The sequence below is a fragment of the Aquimarina acroporae genome, assembly GCF_023195925.1.
Taxonomy (GTDB): domain Bacteria; phylum Bacteroidota; class Bacteroidia; order Flavobacteriales; family Flavobacteriaceae; genus Aquimarina; species Aquimarina acroporae.
The window spans coordinates 515,213-533,031 of sequence record NZ_JALPRE010000003.1 but is presented as its reverse complement, the minus strand read 5'-3'; the positions used below and the strand labels follow the sequence as shown (position 1 = coordinate 533,031).

Annotated in this window: 15 protein-coding genes; 3 read left to right on the top strand and 12 right to left on the bottom strand. The window is 35.3% G+C overall.

All coding sequences use genetic code 11. The annotated features are described in order from the left end of the window. Nucleotides 1–46: 46 nt before the first annotated feature. From M0D21_RS06860 to M0D21_RS06840, 5 genes are all read right to left on the bottom strand, one after another. Entirely contained in the window at nt 47–292 is a 246-nt protein-coding gene (locus tag M0D21_RS06860; RefSeq protein WP_248327717.1) for a hypothetical protein, read from the bottom strand. 172 nt (nt 293–464) lie between these two features. Beyond that, nucleotides 465–1,130: a hypothetical protein gene (locus M0D21_RS06855; RefSeq protein ID WP_248327715.1), complete on the bottom strand. Its 666-nt coding sequence runs from the start codon at nt 1,128–1,130 to the stop codon at nt 465–467. Nucleotides 1,131–1,180: 50 nt separating this feature from the next. Then, complete coding sequence (locus tag M0D21_RS06850) at nt 1,181–2,275, bottom strand: DUF4097 domain-containing protein (protein ID WP_248327713.1); 1,095 nt, start codon at nt 2,273–2,275, stop codon at nt 1,181–1,183. Next, nucleotides 2,253–2,792 carry a hypothetical protein gene (locus tag M0D21_RS06845; RefSeq protein WP_248327711.1) on the bottom strand — a complete coding sequence of 180 codons (540 nt, stop codon included), beginning with the start codon at nt 2,790–2,792 and terminating at the stop codon, nt 2,253–2,255. The genes M0D21_RS06850 and M0D21_RS06845 overlap by 23 nt, the downstream gene beginning before the upstream one ends. Then, the gene (locus tag M0D21_RS06840; protein ID WP_248327709.1) at nt 2,792–3,334 is read right to left on the bottom strand and encodes an RNA polymerase sigma factor; all 543 of its coding nucleotides are present in this window, start codon (nt 3,332–3,334) and stop codon (nt 2,792–2,794) included. The genes M0D21_RS06845 and M0D21_RS06840 overlap by 1 nt, the downstream gene beginning before the upstream one ends. 164 nt (nt 3,335–3,498) lie before the next feature. Here M0D21_RS06840 and M0D21_RS06835 point away from each other — a divergent pair, with 164 nt between their 5' ends. Both M0D21_RS06835 and M0D21_RS06830 read left to right on the top strand, forming a co-directional pair. Next, nucleotides 3,499–5,904, top strand: a complete 2,406-nt coding sequence (locus tag M0D21_RS06835; protein WP_248327707.1) for a TonB-dependent receptor — start codon at nt 3,499–3,501, stop codon at nt 5,902–5,904. A gap of 3 nt (nt 5,905–5,907) precedes the next feature. After that, nucleotides 5,908–6,756, top strand: coding sequence for a DUF4249 domain-containing protein (locus M0D21_RS06830; protein ID WP_248327705.1), 849 nt, complete (start codon nt 5,908–5,910; stop codon nt 6,754–6,756). Nucleotides 6,757–6,830: 74 nt separating this feature from the next. Here the strand turns inward: M0D21_RS06830 and M0D21_RS06825 are convergent, their stop codons facing one another. From M0D21_RS06825 to M0D21_RS06795, 7 genes are all read right to left on the bottom strand, one after another. Continuing rightward, nucleotides 6,831–7,961, bottom strand: coding sequence for a glycoside hydrolase family 26 protein (locus tag M0D21_RS06825; protein WP_248327704.1), 1,131 nt, complete (start codon nt 7,959–7,961; stop codon nt 6,831–6,833). A gap of 107 nt (nt 7,962–8,068) precedes the next feature. After that, nucleotides 8,069–9,040: a type I phosphomannose isomerase catalytic subunit gene (locus M0D21_RS06820; protein ID WP_248327703.1), complete on the bottom strand. Its 972-nt coding sequence runs from the start codon at nt 9,038–9,040 to the stop codon at nt 8,069–8,071. Further along, the gene (locus tag M0D21_RS06815) at nt 9,041–10,168 is read right to left on the bottom strand and encodes a glycerate kinase (RefSeq protein ID WP_248327702.1); all 1,128 of its coding nucleotides are present in this window, start codon (nt 10,166–10,168) and stop codon (nt 9,041–9,043) included. A gap of 12 nt (nt 10,169–10,180) precedes the next feature. Continuing rightward, a complete protein-coding gene (locus M0D21_RS06810; protein WP_248327701.1) occupies nt 10,181–11,788 on the bottom strand; it encodes a sodium:solute symporter in 1,608 nt (535 codons plus the stop codon). Between the two features lie 4 nt (nt 11,789–11,792). Beyond that, a complete protein-coding gene (locus M0D21_RS06805; RefSeq protein ID WP_248327700.1) occupies nt 11,793–12,401 on the bottom strand; it encodes a GNAT family N-acetyltransferase in 609 nt (202 codons plus the stop codon). 20 nt (nt 12,402–12,421) lie between these two features. After that, complete coding sequence (locus M0D21_RS06800) at nt 12,422–13,726, bottom strand: MGH1-like glycoside hydrolase domain-containing protein (protein ID WP_248327699.1); 1,305 nt, start codon at nt 13,724–13,726, stop codon at nt 12,422–12,424. A gap of 73 nt (nt 13,727–13,799) precedes the next feature. Continuing rightward, nucleotides 13,800–16,463: a TonB-dependent receptor gene (locus tag M0D21_RS06795; RefSeq protein WP_248327698.1), complete on the bottom strand. Its 2,664-nt coding sequence runs from the start codon at nt 16,461–16,463 to the stop codon at nt 13,800–13,802. A gap of 132 nt (nt 16,464–16,595) precedes the next feature. Between M0D21_RS06795 and M0D21_RS06790 the strand changes: the two genes are divergently transcribed. Further along, nucleotides 16,596–17,627: a LacI family DNA-binding transcriptional regulator gene (locus tag M0D21_RS06790; RefSeq protein WP_248327697.1), complete on the top strand. Its 1,032-nt coding sequence runs from the start codon at nt 16,596–16,598 to the stop codon at nt 17,625–17,627. The last annotated feature ends 192 nt before the right edge of the window (nt 17,628–17,819 follow it).

Sequence of the window (17,819 nt, the reverse complement as noted above, 5' to 3'; positions counted from 1 at the left end):
TACGGGGAGCCTTGATGCTGCTGCGGGGGATAGCAATACTGTGGGTTTATTGCCTTTTGTACCTACTCACATACCCTTTAAAACGATCTGGGTCTGCTTTAAACGCATATTTGCCAGCAGCCCGCACCTCGTCTACGGCTTCTTTAAGGTGTGTAAACGCTTTATCGCGTAGCGACTTAGATACCGAGTTCTCTTGGGCGGCACCATTGGCTTTGGCAAGTAGTTCTGCCATAGTATCAGATAGTTGAGCAGCAACATCTAGCTTTTTTACTTCAAATTTTGATAGTGCCAACTAATATTTAGTGGAAAAAATTATAGGAGCTAGAGTAGTTTTTGATGATGTACCCAACGAAAAGAAATAGGAAGCCAATTTTTGTTGCGTGTTTTTATAAACACTTGTTCATTCTTTGAATACACCTTAACCGTCTCAATAATTTCTCGTTGAATGTTTATATTACTATTCATTAGTCTAACTTCTTTTTGTAACGATTTCGTCCCATATTGAATATCCCCAGTTTTATTCCTACCTCACCAGTAAAGCCATTAATGCGATCTATTGGACTATCTACCAATTCTATTTTGCTAGAAAACCTGTATTTAATTCCCGCTTCTATCTGTGCATATCTCGAAATATTAAAAAGTGCACTAACACCAGGTTCCACAACAAAAATCGCGTCTAGATCATCATCGCCAATATCGATATCTTCATCACGTTCTACTGTCTTCCGATCTACGTACCCTGCAACTCCTCCTCCAATAAAAAGAGGAAAGGCTAAACTCACCCTGGAAGTACCAAAAAATATAGGCTCAAAGTGAAAACCTGCGTACCCAGCAAATAGATCGTCGTTTTCCATTGATCTCGGATTAAAAATATTTTGTCTAGAATACAAACCTTTCATTAAAAACCCCACTTCAAATTGTCGATTTGCCACATAAGCAATCTTTAATCCACTTACATATGTATCTTCACCCTCAATTTCACCATATCCAAGACTTAATCCCACATATACACCATGTACTACATTTCTTCGATCATTAAAAGTAATATACTTGTCATCTTCATCTTGTGCAAAAGCACCGAAAAAAATCATCGATAGCACTAAAAAAATAATAGTTTTTTGATTGTTCATTTTGTTGGTTTTACTGATTTTAATTGATGATAATATCTTTTATTTTATGCTTAAAGATCATTTAGAGTTACTATGCCTTTCATACCACTGATAGATATAATACCTTTTGGACTTTTACCATAGGAGGCTTCTATTTCACGAAGCTTTTTTAGCTTATTAATCATATTAGAACTAACATGTTCAAACGACTTGGGTAATCGAACTACACCTTGTTCTAATCTGGCGGAAAAGCGATGCGGAAAATTGGTAACATTGAGGTTAATGTCTGATGACTCCTGCTCTATTTCTATTTTAATACCCGGGTTAAGAATTTCTTTTATTCGAAAATCTACTATTTTCATGCTCAGATTCACATTGCTGGACAGACGATTTAAATTCAATGTACTAAACTTTAGGTCACCCGATATTACATCTAATTGTTCAATAATAATATCGTCCTTATTAGAATAAATTTCCAAAGTGCTCACCTCATTAATCTTAATATCAGACCCATCACTACTCAGGCGTAGGTTTTCTGAATTTTCCATATCCAGTTCACCATTCTTCAATGTAACAGAAGCATAGTCAAGATTATTTGCTCTTATTTTTCCGAATTTTAATTTGATATCTGCTTTATTCAAATCTTCTCCCAACCAAAGATCACCATGTTCTATGACCGCATTCAATAAACCATTCCAATCTTCGATAAAAACATCTCCAAAACGATTAGTTATTCGAAGCTTAACTTTTTTAGGCAAGAATACCTCATAATCTATTTTTACGTGACTTCGATCAAAGTCGATTGGATTATTGCGATTAAAAAAATCTGCAAACCAACCTGTATTCTTATTAGTTATTTGGGAAACAATTGAAATATAACCATTGGTAGAAGTGATTTCAGGTTGTATTCTACTTAGTAAATCTTTGGCATTTTCTTTTTTTCGATGGTTTACTTTTATCTGTATTGTAACGGCGACTTTATCTTGATCCCAACCTGTCATGGTAACATTACCGTATTTATTCTCCAAATTTAGCTCTCCTCCATTGGCTAAGGAAAAAGTCTTTTCAATGGTTTTAGATACCCTCTCCTGAGCGGTACCCACTGTTATCAAGAACAGGGACAAAGTCATCAAAAGGACAAATTTATAAGGTGTATCCATAATCATTGTCTAGGTTTTTAGAATCATTAATTTTTTGTAACAAGTTGCGAATCAACTCAATTCTTTTTTGATAGTTGGCTACAATTGCTTCCAGGATACGTTCATTATCCAAATTGTTTTGCAACTCTAAACGCAGAAGTTCGTATTCGGCATCAAGTTCATCCATAAAAGACAAAAACTCTGTTTTATCTTCACTAGAAAGGTTTGGGTTTTTCTCAACTAATGAAATTTGATATGCCAGCACATCTTTGTAATGCATATTAATTTCTTGTAGTTCTTTTGATACATATTGTTGTTCTGGGGTAGTGCTTTTATAAATAGAAAAACCTACAAAGCCACCTATCCCAAGAAAAAGAATCGCAAAACAAGCTACTCTCACCACTGGCCAAACCCAAAGTGGGATTATCCTAGTCTCTTTCTTTTGAAGTTCAGAAGAAATATGCGCCCACATTTTATCTCGATCGGCTTTATGCTCATTAAACTGAGTTGCATTCTCTCTAATATGTTTTTCGAAATTGTCCATTACATTTCGTTTATAATTTCTAATAGTTTTTTCTTCGCTCTATGATATTGTGATTTAGAAGTATTTGTAGAAATGCCAAGTATTTCTCCTATTTCTACATGATCATACCCCTCTATTAAATACAAATTGATAATCTGGCGATATCCTTCTGGCAGTTTTGCAATACCGAGCTTAACCTTTTTAATATCAACAGTTTCAGAAACATGCGCAGGCTCTTCATCGGCCAGATAAAACTCATGCATTTCCATCGATACTACAGGAATTTTTTTAGCTTTTAGACGATTAATACTTTTGTTGATCACAATTCGTTTTAACCAGGCTCCAAAACTGCTATCATATTTAAAACTATGTAGTTTTTTGAAAGCATCTACAAAACTATCCTGTACGATATCTTCTGCCTCTTCTTTATTCCCTAAAAACCGGATTCCAACATTATACATAGCATCTACATAAAGCCCATACAGCTCATATTGTGAACTAGCATTACCGGCTTTGCATTGCTCAACCAGTGCTTTATGTGTAAAACGGATGTCGGTTTCCAAAGGTTTGGGTTGATGTCATTTATGTAGCTAAAGACAAGGTAAGAAATAAAGGGTTGCATATCCTGATAAAAAAAAGTGAAAATTTTGCCATCGTGCAACCCTTCATTTTTTGGTTTGTCAATAGAGGTGAAAAAAATTCAACAACCTTTTAAAAAAATCAAAAAATGAACAGTCAATCAAAATTAAACCCAGCATCCAAAACCAACCTTTGGTTGTTGTGGCTTTTCTTTTTAGGGTATTCGACCGTGTTTGGTCAAACAAATCACACCATAAGCGGTACCATAACCGATCAAAACAATGGGGAAACCATTTTTGGAGCTACGGTATTTCTTAAAGGCACCAGTATTGGAGGAGTTACCAATGAATATGGGTTTTATTCTATCACCGCTCCTGCAGGAGAATATACCCTTAACATATCCTATATGGGGTATAAAGATGTAAATCTTCAGATCAATCTAAACCAAGACACCAAGCGAGATGTAGAACTTACAGAATTTACCGCAGAACTCGATGAAGTTATTGTGAAAGCCGAAGGTGTCGAGCGGGCTATTTTGAGAAAACCTCAAATGAGTGTTGCAAAATTGAATATTGGTACCGTAAAGCAAATGCCCGTCGTTCTAGGTGAGGTTGATGTGCTTAAATCACTACAAATGTTACCTGGGGTAACCAATAATGGTGAAGGCACAGGAGGGTTTCACGTTCGGGGAGGAGCTCAGGATCAGAACCTGGTATTACTCGATGAAGCCATAATATACAATACCTCTCATATGTTCGGTTTCTTCTCGGTATTTAATGCCGATGCAATCAAAGACGTAAAACTATATAAAGGTGGTATCCCGGCCCGTTTTGGAGGTCGAGTTTCTTCGGTTTTAGATATTCGTCAAAAAGATGGAAATAGTAAAAACTTTGGACTAACAGGAGGAATCGGATTAATTTCTAGTCGATTAACCGCAGAAGGACCAGTTTTTGGAGATAAAGGATCTTTCTTAGTATCTGGAAGACGGTCATATGTCGATTTAATTCTAAAAGCAGCTGGAGAAGAAAATAGTGTTTCATTCTATGATCTCAATCTAAAAACAAACTACAACATCAATCAAAACAATAAATTGTTTTTGAGCGGATATTTTGGAAGAGATGCCTTCAAACTTGGAAATAGTTTTGATAGTAGTTATGGTAATACTTCTGGAAACCTACGATGGAATCATATTTTTAATGATCGTCTATTCTCTAATCTCTCTGCAATATGGAGTACATATGACTACGATTTAGAATTTGCTCAAGATGAATTTGAGTGGGTATCTTCTATTACCAATTACAACCTGAAATATGACTTCAAATATTATTTCAGTGATGCTTTAACGTTGGATTTTGGTGCCAATGGATTGTTTTACGATTTTGACCCAGGCCAAATTAAACCTACCGCAGAAACTTCTCCGATCAACGCCTTAAAACTCGACCCCAAAAGGGCTCTAGAAGGAGGGGTTTATCTTAATGCTGAATACAAAATCACTGATAAATTAACTACCCAATTAGGCCTAAGGTATAGTGCTTTTTCACGCTTAGGAGGGCAGCCTATCTCTGAATATGCAAACGGGCAACCCGTAGTCTATAATTCTAGATTAGGCATTTATGAACGTGGGGAGGAAATAGGAGAAACCAATTTCTCGAAGAGTGACGCTATTAAAACCTTTACGAATTTTGAACCTAGAGTTTCTCTAGCCTATCTATTAAATGAAAACTCCTCTGTTAAGGCTGGGTTTTCAAGAACCGCACAGTATATTCATTTATTATCAAACACCTCATCGGTCACCCCTTTGGATGTGTGGACACCAAGTGGCCCTTTTATAAAACCACAATTATCTAATCAATATGCGGTTGGATATTTTCAAAACTTTGCCGATAAAAAATACTCTTTAGAAGTTGAAACGTATTACAAAACTGTAGATAACCGTATCGATTATATTGACGGATCAGAATTGATTGGGCAAAACAATATAGAAACTGAAATTCTAAACGGTGAAATGCGTGCCTATGGTTTAGAGTTTTTGCTTCGTAAAAACAAAGGTAACCTAAAAGGTTGGATTGCCTATACTCTGTCTAAATCTGAACAACGCACTTTAGGAGGAAGCGCAGGAGGACCTGGCATTAATAATGGTGAATGGTACAATGCGGTTTTCGACAGAACCCACGACATTTCTATTTCAGGTTCCTATCGATTGAATGATCAATGGAGTTTTGGTGCTAATATGGTATTTCAAACAGGAAGACCTGTAACCTACCCCAATGGTCAATATGAGTATGAAGGTTTGTCGATTGCGAGCTATGCTGACAGAAACTCAGATCGATTACCTGCCTATCACAGAATGGATGTTTCTTTAAACTACAAACCAAAAAAATATAAAAACAAACGTTTTAAGGGAGAGTGGGTATTAAGTGTATATAACTTGTACCATAGAAAAAATGCAGCTTCTATTTCATTTGGACAAAATCTTGAAACCGGAGCTAACCAAGCTACAAGAACCGCCATCTTTGGTATTGTGCCCTCTTTAACTTACAACTTCAAATTCTAAATCATGAAAACAATTAATAAACTCATTTTAATCTATATACTAGCTTTTTCTGCTTCTTGTGAAGATGTGATCGATGTTGAAGTTCAAAAAGGTCCCGAACGACTTGTAGTAGAAGCATCTATAAATTGGGAGAAAGGTACTGCCGGAAATGAACAAACCATTCAATTGCGAACATCTACTCCTTTTTTTGATACCAATACAACTACCGAAGTAACGGGAGCTTCTGTTATGATTACAAATACAACCAATAACGAGCAATATATCTTTGCCGATCAGAATAATGGTTCCTATACCACGTCAGACTTTGTACCCATTATTGGTCAATCCTATACCCTTCGTATTGATTATAATGGTGAGGTATACACAGCTACAGAAACGATGACACCCGTTCCCGAAATTACCAATGTTTTTCAATCTCGAGAAGAGGGGTTCGATGAAGACGAATTAGAAGTTCACTTAGTATTTACAGACCCTCCCGAAGAAGAAAACAACTATCTTTTTAAATTTCAACGTAGAGGAGATTTACTCCCCGATCTTGAAGTGGCAGAAGACGAATTTGTAAATGGAAATGAAATCGATTGGTGGTATGAACTTGAAGAAGATGAGGATGAAAACCAAACACCATTTAAACCAGGAGATGTAGTTGATATCGAATTGTTTGGTATATCCAGGCCTTATTATGATTATATAAAAATCTTAATTTCTCAATTAGGAGGAGTTGGACTGTTTGAAACAACTCCTACTTCTGTAAAAGGAAATTGCATTAATGAAACAAACCCAGACAACTACCCATTTGGGTATTTCAGATTAACAGAGGTGGTTAGAACTAGTTACACTTTTGTAGAAGATTAAATTTGGTTGGTTTGATGTCGGGTGCCAGGTTCCTAGGGCTTGGCACCTTTTTTATACTCATAATTTGACATCATTTATCTAATACCTTCACTTAATAAAATAATGTCTTTATCCAAAAAAGTTCGAAAATCATCTACCGCAGGATGCCCTAAAAAAGGAGCATGAAAAAAAGAAGAGGAATCATTACGCCATATTAAAGCATAGGTAATACTGCTGCTTCTAATCGCTTTATACAGGTTTTCTGTCCACCAATTATTTTGTGTAACATTTTCTAATCCGGTTTCTGAGAGTGCAAAAAGCATATTCTTTTCATTTGCAATGCTTTCTACAATTCGAAGATTATTTAATGCATTTTCAAGAAATCTACCATTTTTAAAATCGTAGACATCTATGCCTAGCATATCTACGTATTGATCTCCAGGGTAATTTCTTAAATACTCTTCGGGACTAGACAACCAATTTGGTGCATACATATACAATACATTATGTACATCTAATTCTTCAGATAAAATCCTAACCGTGTCTCGATATAATTGTATGTATTCTTCGGTCGTTCTAAATCCTTCTCCCCAATAGAAAAAATCACCATTCATCTCATGCCACGGCCTAAAAAGCACAGGTATTGGCTTACCTTCGGCATCTTTCAGCCCATTAAAAACGCGAGCTACACGCTCAAGAAACATTAAAAACAGGTCTCTAAACTCACCATTCTCGAGCATTTTAGGAACTACATTATTCATATCACCAAAATTTCCGAAACCCAAATTATTAGGATTTGTGGCATGCCAACTCATGGTAATAATACTTCCGTTTTCATGTGCATCTATTACAGCTTTAGTGAATTTTTCAATAAAAGGATCAACATCGGGTTGGCGGCCAATAAGCTCCAGATCAAAACCTACAATAGCAGGATAATCCATTGCCACATCTTTAAAATCTGGATCTAGTTTATCGGGCATCGGAAAGTTGTTACCAGTACCAAAAGGTGCTTGTTGACCAAATGCAATACCGCGTTGTGTTAACTCTAAAAGTTTTGAATGTAAATCTCTAGCTTCTTGACATAGATTTGCATCTGCAAAAATACCACCGTGATTAATTTGCAGAGGGTTTCTTTCGGCATTAGGATCAAATAAACTTTGATCGTCTGTAGAACAACTTAGAGATATGAAAAAAATTAAGGTAAGTCGAAAAGGAACTTTAATCACTTTTTAGCAATTAGTCGCATAAGAACAATAACCTTACAAAAACACCATACTTTCTTTTTAGAGACATGTCTTTTTCACAAATCAACTATTGTAAAAGTTCAAAAATTTCAAATAAACACTTCTAGTAATTTTGCATCAAAGGCATTAAGTTCTAATGTATCAATTTGCGCAGGCACCAAAATCGTTTCTCCCTTTTTGAGATTAAATGTTTGGTTTTTGCAATCCCCTTCTACCTCTCCATCTACACATATATAAATAACAAAGGAATCTATCTCATTAAGATCTCGTAAAACTTCATTTGTTATATGAAGGAAGTTGGTCTGAAAATAGGGAGAAGTCACTAATTTATTAATCTCGTTCTGTCTTTTTGCGTAAATGGTCCTATAGTTTTTAGAAGTATTGAAATCAATGGCATCCATAGCCAAATTAGTATGTAGTTCTCTTTTCTGTCCTGTAGTCTTATCTACTCTATCATAATCATAAATACGATACGTTATATCTGATGTTTGTTGAATTTCTGCCAATAGCACTCCGGCTCCTATAGCATGAACCCGACCAGCAGGAATATAAAAAGTATCCCCTTCTTCAACTTTTTCTACATTTAGGATCTTATCTAAGGTAGCATTCGCAAGGTGATCCTGATACATTTCTTGATTAACTTCTTGGTTAAAGCCAACGATCAATTCAGAATTCTTATCCGCATGCATGACATACCACATTTCATTTTTACCAAAAGAGCTATGACGTTGTTTTGCTAATTCATCTCCTGGGTGAACTTGAATTGATAAAGGTTTTTTTGCATCGATAAATTTAATCAACAACGGAAAATTTTCCCCAAAAATATCATACACGCGATTTCCTACTAACTCCTCTTTAAATCTATGGATTAATTCTTTTAATGTCTTTCCTTTTAGCTCGCCTTCACTCACACAGCTCTCATTGTTTTCGACGTCTGATATTTCCCAAGATTCTCCAATTGACTCTTGGTCATACTTTTTGTTGAGTATTGATTTCAGGTTGTTTCCACCCCATATACGATAACTAAAACGAGGGGTGAACTTTAAGGGGTATAACTTCATTTATTTCATTTTTTTTTGAGCGAATGAAGAGGCTATCTGTTGTAAGTACTCATTAGTATTGCGCATGGCGTCATCAAAATCTACAGCTTGCTCCATAATGGATGCTGTATACGAAACTCCAAAATCTTTGACTGTGGTTTCTGGTAAATCGATAGCCCCACAAAACAATGCGACAGCTATATCTTTTTGTTTAGCTGTAGTAACAACTCCTTGAATCGTTTTCCCGGAGAGTGTTTGACTATCAAGCTTTCCTTCTCCCGAGATCACCCATTGTGCCCCTTCAATCTTTTCACTAAAATTTGATAGCTTTTTAATCAATTGAATTCCTGGTTCAAGAGTTCCATTCAAAAAGACTTTTGAAGCTATTCCCATACCCCCTGCGGCTCCAGCTCCCTTTATTTGCTGTACATCAATCTGAAACACGCTACCTAACACCACAGAAAAATCCTGCAGACCTTGATCTAACATCTCAATATCTTCAGGAGTTGCTCCTTTTTGAGCTGCATACACGTGAGCTGCCCCGTTCTTACCATACAAAGGATTACTTACATCGCAAGCAATTTCGAATAAAACATTCCTCAATTTTGAATTTACATGAGTTGAATTGATCGATACAATTTTTGACAAATTGGCTCCAATGGGTATTACGGGTTTATTATTCTTGTCTAAAAACTCATATCCAAGAGCAGAAGCCATTCCGATACCACAATCATTTGTTGCACTACCTCCCAGGCCTAAAATAATTTTGGCTGCACCATTGTTAATGGCATCCAAAATCATTTCACCAGTTCCATAAGTAGTTGCATTTTTACAATTTAATTGCTCGTTTTCTAATAGTTTTACACCAGAAGCTTCTGCCATTTCAATAAAGGCTGTTTGGGAAGATTCTGAATATAGATATGAAGCTTTTATAGTTTTAAAATGCGGATTATGAACCTCAACACTTATGAAGTTTCCTTTCAAATAGTAATTTATTACTTCAATAGTTCCGTCTCCACCATCGGCAAGTGGTAACTGAACAATTTCAGCATCAGGACTTATTTTTTTTATACCAGCTTCTACAGCTTCACAAAATTCTATACCTGATAATGAATTTTTAAATTTATCTGGAGCTAAGACTATTTTCATAGCTAATAAAGTTTAACCTAATATCGAAACCATTGATATTGCCAAAAAACATATGACTACAAAATAACTCAATAGTATAACCACCTCGCGCTTTCCCTGGGTATAAAATATGACTTCGAGACCTTTTTTTGTTTCACGATTGATTAACAAACTAATGGTGTATCCAAATATCATAGTCACCAGACAGCCAATAGCATTCCACCAAAACCAGAACACATCGGGCACATATAACCATAAATACATATTAAAGGCCACTCCAGCCACGATACCAATATTGGCTCCAAGGGCGTGTGTTTTCTTTGTTAGAATTGCCAGGATAAAGGCTGCCAAGATAGGACCATAAAATATAGAACTAATCTTATTAATCACCTCTATAACTGTGCCTTCTATATTCCCTGCAAAGAATGCAAAAAACAAACATACCAAACCCCAAAACACAGACAATAATCTTGAGTAGGTTACATATTTCTGATCTGATATTTCTGGTTTAAATCTTTTTATAAAATCTTCTAAAGTAACAGCAGACAAAGAATTTACAGTTGAACTCAAGGAAGACATGGCCGCCGACATTATCGCTACTATCAAAATTCCTATGATACCATTTGGAAGGTATTTTATAATAAAAACGGGCACCATTAAATCGGCTTTTTTACCTTCTAAACTGCCTATATTACTCTGGTACACACTTTCCATCATAGCTTGAAATCCGGCATCTTGAAATAAAAGAGTTCCTAATACTAATCCCATAATACAGTATGTAAGTGTAATAGGGAAACGAAACAGTCCATTTGCTAGCAGTAATTTTTTAATTGTTGGCATGCCGTTGGCCGATAATAAACGTTGGGATTGCGTTTGATCGGTACCATAGTAGGAAGCATACAGAAACACTCCTCCTATCACCATTGGCCAAAACCCAAACTCATCATTTTTATGCGCATTATTGAACCCCCATTTGGAAAAATCTACCGCGGTTAATCTATCTTGATCTACCTGGGTAAGAAAATTTTCGAAGCCTCCGAGTTCACTTATTCCGTAGACCAAGCAAATTACTATCCCAAAGAAAAGTATGCACATTTGTATAACATCTCCCCAAATTACGGCCTTCATACCTCCTTGAAAGGAATAGATCATGGTTATAATTCCTATTAGCAATATTGATATCCAAAAATCGATACCGATAGTGGCCTGTAAAATTAATGCCATTGTATATACCATTACTCCCGTGGCCACCGAACGACTTATTTGAAATACAAAACTTATAAGTAATCTTGATGAAGCATCAAAGCGTTTTTCAAGATATTCATAAACGCTTACCACACCAGAATTATAAAGGGTTGGTATAATAGCTATTAATAAAAAAGCCATTGCCAATGGCACTCCAAATTCATAGGTTAGCCATTGCAATCCTCCTCCATCTTTAAGGCCAACAAAGGCAGGTGCAGATATAAAACTTATGGCAGACAATTGGGTTGCCATTGTAGATAAACTAAGGGGAAACCAACCTAAAGACTGACCTCCTAAGAAATAATCTTTAGAATTTTTATTTTCCTTAAAAAAATACCCTATCCCCAGAAATGCTAGTAAATAAACTACAATAATAATATAATCTATATAATTCATAAGGCTATGCTTTACTACTTAATTTATCCCTTAACCGAGGTTCTGCAGAAGTGTACCATTCCTGTCTCAACATACTTAACAACACTATATCTACCCTTCCAGTTCCATCTATTGAAGGTATAAAATTTCGTAATACTCCCTCTTTTGTACAACCTATACTTTTCATTGCTGCAATACTAATTTTATTGTTCATATGTACTCCAAATCCAACACGCTCTAATTCTAAATACTCAAAAGCAAATTCTAGTAAAAGGTACTTGCAATTCTTATTTATATGTGTCCCTCTGAAGTTTTTACCATACCAGGTATGCCCTAGTTTAACAACTTTTAGCACTTCAGAATAATCATAAAATCTGGTTGTTCCGGCGTACATATTTTTAATTTTATCATAAACCACAAAAGGATATTCTTTACTAATACTACGATTTTCTATTGCATGAGAAACATATTCATGTAACCGAATTCTATCTCTCCCCTCCTCAAGCAAATAATACCAGATATCTGAATCATCAGATTGTAGTAAAAGGTACTCAACATGTTCTAGAGTAAGCGGTATTAGTTTTACTTTCTCATTTTCTAGTGTATAGTCTTTTGTAAAATCTAAAATATTCACCTGTTGTGATTTATATATAACTACGAATTCATTAGATCGATAAGTAATGCCGCACTCCAAGAAAAATTATTCCCTCCGTATCCTGCTTTACCTTCTTCATGAATCTCTCTTCTCGAATCAAAATACTCATAGAAACCATTTTTCTCTACAATCTCTACAGTATCGTTTTTCATACGATTTGCCAGATCATTCTTCTCATATCTATAAAGGCCTTTACACAACATCCAATTTAAGTTCACCCAAACAGGACCTCTCCAATATTTTTTTGGATTAAATCGTTCATTTGAAGGATCAAAAGAAGCACATAAATATTGATCATCTTTACCAAATTTATCCATCATCACTTTAATAATACCTGCAGCTCTATCTTTATTTGGAATTCCCGCAAATAATGGTGAGAAAGAAGAGGACGAGATATAGCTTAATACTCTTTCATTTCTTAAATCATAGTGAGTATACACCCCAACATCTGAATCAAATAGTTTATCATTGAAAGATTTTATACTCTTATTCTGCCAGTGTTTAAGAGTCCTAATTTTATCTTCATTATTACCTAGAAGTTGATAAAGTTCAATTAAAGATTCATTCGACTTGATCAACATCGCATTAAACAAAGGATCTTGAATCAAAAATGGAGAAAACTCTGCGATCTTTTTATCATTATAGTTATGCTTTTTGGCGATCTCAATGATATGCAAATAATGATCATATTCTCTTTTTGTAGGCCTTTCTGAAGCATCTACATGTGTTGTATCTCTTCTTTCAAAAGTATATTCTGGAGGGTTCATGGTCTCCCAAATATCATCCCAAATAGGAGAGTTATCGGTTCCAGATTCCCAGTTATGATAAATATAAACTAGTCCTTCATCTTTAGGATCTCTGTTAGCATAAAAATATTCGTGATTAAAATAAACCTTATCAATAACTCCTTCTATAAACTGCAATGTTGCTTTCTTGTCCTTGCTAATTCTATATATTTCTTGCAACACAAAGCCAGTAACAGGAGGTTGCGTCATTCCGGTAGTTTTATATTTTTTTGAAGCTTGCGGATGTAACTTTGAAAGATGAAAATCTGCGCCCGGAAAATAGGAATCTGTTTCAGTATGAAAAATAATATGCGGAATAAATCCATTTTCCCACTGCGCATCTAATAAGGTTTCTATTTCTTTTTCGGCTTTAGACATATCAAAATGTGCAAATCCAATTGCTATTAACCCAGAGTCCCAAAACCATTGAAAAGGATATAAGTTTTCACAAGGTATACTAAAACTTCCTTTCCAGTTTTTATTTAAAACTTCTATTGCTTTTTTTTCTAGTAAATTCATGGAATGTTTTTATAATTCATAAAAACTTATCGCTTATCACAATTGAGATAAGCGACAAGTCTCAATCAAAAACTTAAAAATTGAAAGTGGCTGTTACAAAAATTCTACGGGGTAATATTGGTCTTCCAAAGAAAAACTCTCCATCTGCAGATTGGCCTGCGATACCTGCTCGTGGGTTTCCTTCGGTAAGTCCATCACTATCGAATAAGTTAAACACAGATACTCCAAACCTGATCGAATTATCGGTTAACGTTTTAAATGTATATCCTCCACCAAGTCTCACAATAGTAATAGCATCTAGTTCTACGTTGTTAGAATCATCTGTAAATTTTTCTCCAGTATGGTTTACTGTTAAACCAGCATCAAATTTTTTATCATCATAATTCACACCTAAACTCCCTAACAAATTAGGCTGTCTCCCAATCTCATTTCCTTCGTTTATTGTTGAAGTGGTATTGTTTACTAAATCGGTCGTTTCATTTTTGGTGATTTCATGATCTTGATAGGTAACAGTAGCGTTTACACTTAATGCATCAGAAAAACGATATCTACCTGTGGCTTCGAGTCCGAACGTTCTTGTAGTCTGTTCACTTCTGGCTTGATCTACCAATTGTCCACCAGATATTGCCTGATCAATACGAATACGGTCACTTAAATTCACAAAGTAACCCGCTACCGATCCTGAGAAAGTTGCAGTACCAAACTTAGCTCCCAGCTCTCCTTGAAGAATAGTTTCTGCTTCATAATTGGTATCTCTAATTCCCGGAGTTGGTGCAAATCCTCTTAATTGTGGAAAGAAAAACCCTCTTGAAAAGTTAGCGTACAAATTAGTAGACTCTGTTAACTCATATAACCCTGCCAGAGAAACGGCCCATGCTGTATCATCAATCTCACCAGTAACAAAACTACCGTCTGAAAAACTTACATTTTGTAACTCTGCAGTTAGCTCAGGATTAGAATATACTTGGGTTTCTTCTAATCCTCCTCTTCTAAACGTTCCTTTGGTATTTTCTATACGAATACCGATATCAAATCGCCATTTATCAAATACCATTTCGTCGGTAAGGTAAAATGCTGTCCTACTTTGTGTCAAAAAGTTGTTGGCGGTCATACCTATTCTATTATACAATCCTCCTTCAGAATAGATCACATTACCCCCTCCTCCATCGGTGTAACTTAAGTTTACCAAGCGAGGATTATTATTAAATTCAGATAACACTCTATATTGGTAATTTACATCTTCGGCTTCAGTTCGGGCTAGGTACGACCCCAAGGTAAATGTATGGTTCCCGTCTCCCGATTTCAGAATAAGGTTTACTTCTCCAGAATAATCTGTCATGGGTCTTAACCGATCTACATGAAGATTTTCAACTACTAAATCACTGGTATTGATTTGCTCTCCTGACCCTCCTTGATATGTAGCACTGAAACCAGTATTTCCGGGCGCCACTTCATCAATGTAATCTGCCAATGTTATCGGGTTACCAAAATCACCATTTCCTCCTACATAAAGCGCAAAATTATGTTCATAATTCGCATATTTCGTTTTAGCCTTAAATCTTAAATTGTCGGTAATGTCATAATTAAAATCTGCCAATAGATATCCTCCTCTGGTAAAAACTCCGTCATCTATAGGGCTTTCATAAACTCCGCCCGGGGTTAAAAAAGATGTATTAGCCAACTCACCAGATAATAACTGCTCTACCTCATCACCATCATTTCCATTAATACGTTCTCTTGATCCGCCTTGTAAAGGAAGTGGAAGAAAGAATTGTGCTCTATCGTTTATGAACTGCCCATGTACCGTCAACGAACCATTTTCAAATTTCTTTTTGATATTAGCTCTAAACTGAACACCTCTGGTATCTAAACCTGTTTCAATTGGCCCGTTATCTTTTCTAACAAAACCTGTTAATGCATAATATGTATTGGAATTTTCACCACCTAATCTACCTCCAGTATAAAAATCTGTTTTTAACCTTCCTCTACTTCCATATTCCATATTAATTATATTCTCATCGTTGGTATCACCTGTTTTACTAGTATAATTTATAATACCTGCTACAGATCCAGCACCATAAAGTACGGCTGCTCCACCTCGTACGAACTCGACTCCTTTAAACCCTATATCTGGACGAGCATATACATCATGAGCCGAGGAGTTAAGACCAAATGTACTCATCAAAGGCATCCCGTCATATTGTAAAGGATTAAACACATATTGACCTCCAGAAGGGAGACCTCTTACAAATAAATTTGTCGCAGTCTCACCACCACCACCTTCAGCAGTAATTCCGGGGACATCGCGCAAAATATCTGCCTGGCTATTGGCTGATAGCTTAGTGATTTCTCCTATTCCTTTTGAACTAATGGATAAAGGAGCCTGCTTTTGAGATCTAAACGTGGAAGATGCAGTAAGTACCACTTCGTCTAAACTGTTTCCTTCTTGCAGTACAATTTGTAGACTTATCGGGGATGCAGTAAGTTCAACCGCTTCTAGATGTGTTTTATACCCTATATATGAAATCTGCACTGTTCTTGAACCTGTAAGATCTGATGAAAAACTAAAATTTCCATCAAAATCGGTTATTGTTCCAGTATTACTTCCTACTATCGAAACATTTGCACCAGGTATAGGAACCCCTGTGTTATCTTTAACCGTCCCTGAAATTTCAGTTTGCGAGAACGCTATACATGTGCTAAATACACATAATAACGCGATTATACCTTTTTTCATTTTGAATGTATTTATGTGATAATTATTTCAAATTTATTAACGTATTCATAATGAAAATGCCAAAATATTAGCATATTTTTACGCAAACGTTCCCGCAATCGTTTGCAATTTGATTTATATAGAATTAGGTTTATGAAAAAAGGCGTAACTACTTTAAAAATGTTGGCTCAACATTTAAATCTGTCGGTATCTACAGTTTCCAGAGCGTTAAATGATCACCCTGATATTAATGAGAATACTAAAACCAAGGTGAAACAACTGGCAAAATCGATGAATTATACACCTAATATTTTTGCTAAAGGTTTCAGGAAACATAAATCAAATATTATTGGAGTTATTGTTCCAAATATCACACATTATTTTACTGCCACTATAGTACGAGGTATACTTGAACAAGCTTCTATCCAGGGATATCGTGTTATTATCTCAGAATCTGATAATGATGTCATAAAACAAAACGAAATGCTACACACTATGATTCAATTTGGAGTAGATGGAATACTGGCTTCTCTAACAAAAATGACTAGAGACATAGATAATATACTACCTATTGTTGATACATTGCCCTTGATTTTATTTGACAAAGTCTCAGATAAAATTCCATGTACACAAATCACTATTAACGATGAAGAAGCCGCTTTTAATGCTGTTGAACATCTTATCAATATTGGTAAAAAAAGAATTGCTATCATTAAAGAAAGAGAGTTTTCATATACATCAGAAAAAAGATACGCAGGCTATCTTAGAGCTCTTAAGGAACACAATATAGAAATTGATGAAAAGATTATTCTTAGTGTAGATGATATCTCTCTGATGCAAGGTAAAAGAATGGCAAATATCTTATTAAGTATCAAAAAAAGGCCAGATGCTATTTTTGCCATCACAGATACGGCTGCTATTGGAGTGATACAAACATTAAACAAATTCAATATTGAAATTCCCGAAGAAATCGCTGTTGTCGGATTCAGCAACTCTAAACATTCTACTATCATAGAACCTAAACTCACTACAGTAAATCAACCAGGAAATGCCATAGGAAAAACAGCTATTAAGTATCTAATAAATGAAATAGAGAATGACAATGAAGCTGATTTAATTATGAAAAAAACTGTAGAAATAAAAACTGAATTAATCGTTAGAGCTTCTACTTTCAAAGCATCATAAATAACATAAAAAAACTCAGGTATTTTTAAAATAGGTTAAAATCACTTCTGTCTATTTTTGATTTTCGTTATAAAATGACAGTGTTTTTCCCCGACTTTTTATCATAATCGATTATTGAATAAATAAAACTACAATTCAAAAATTATCTGTTTTTTACTATTTCAAAATTATTTTATAGTTTTTTTGACATCA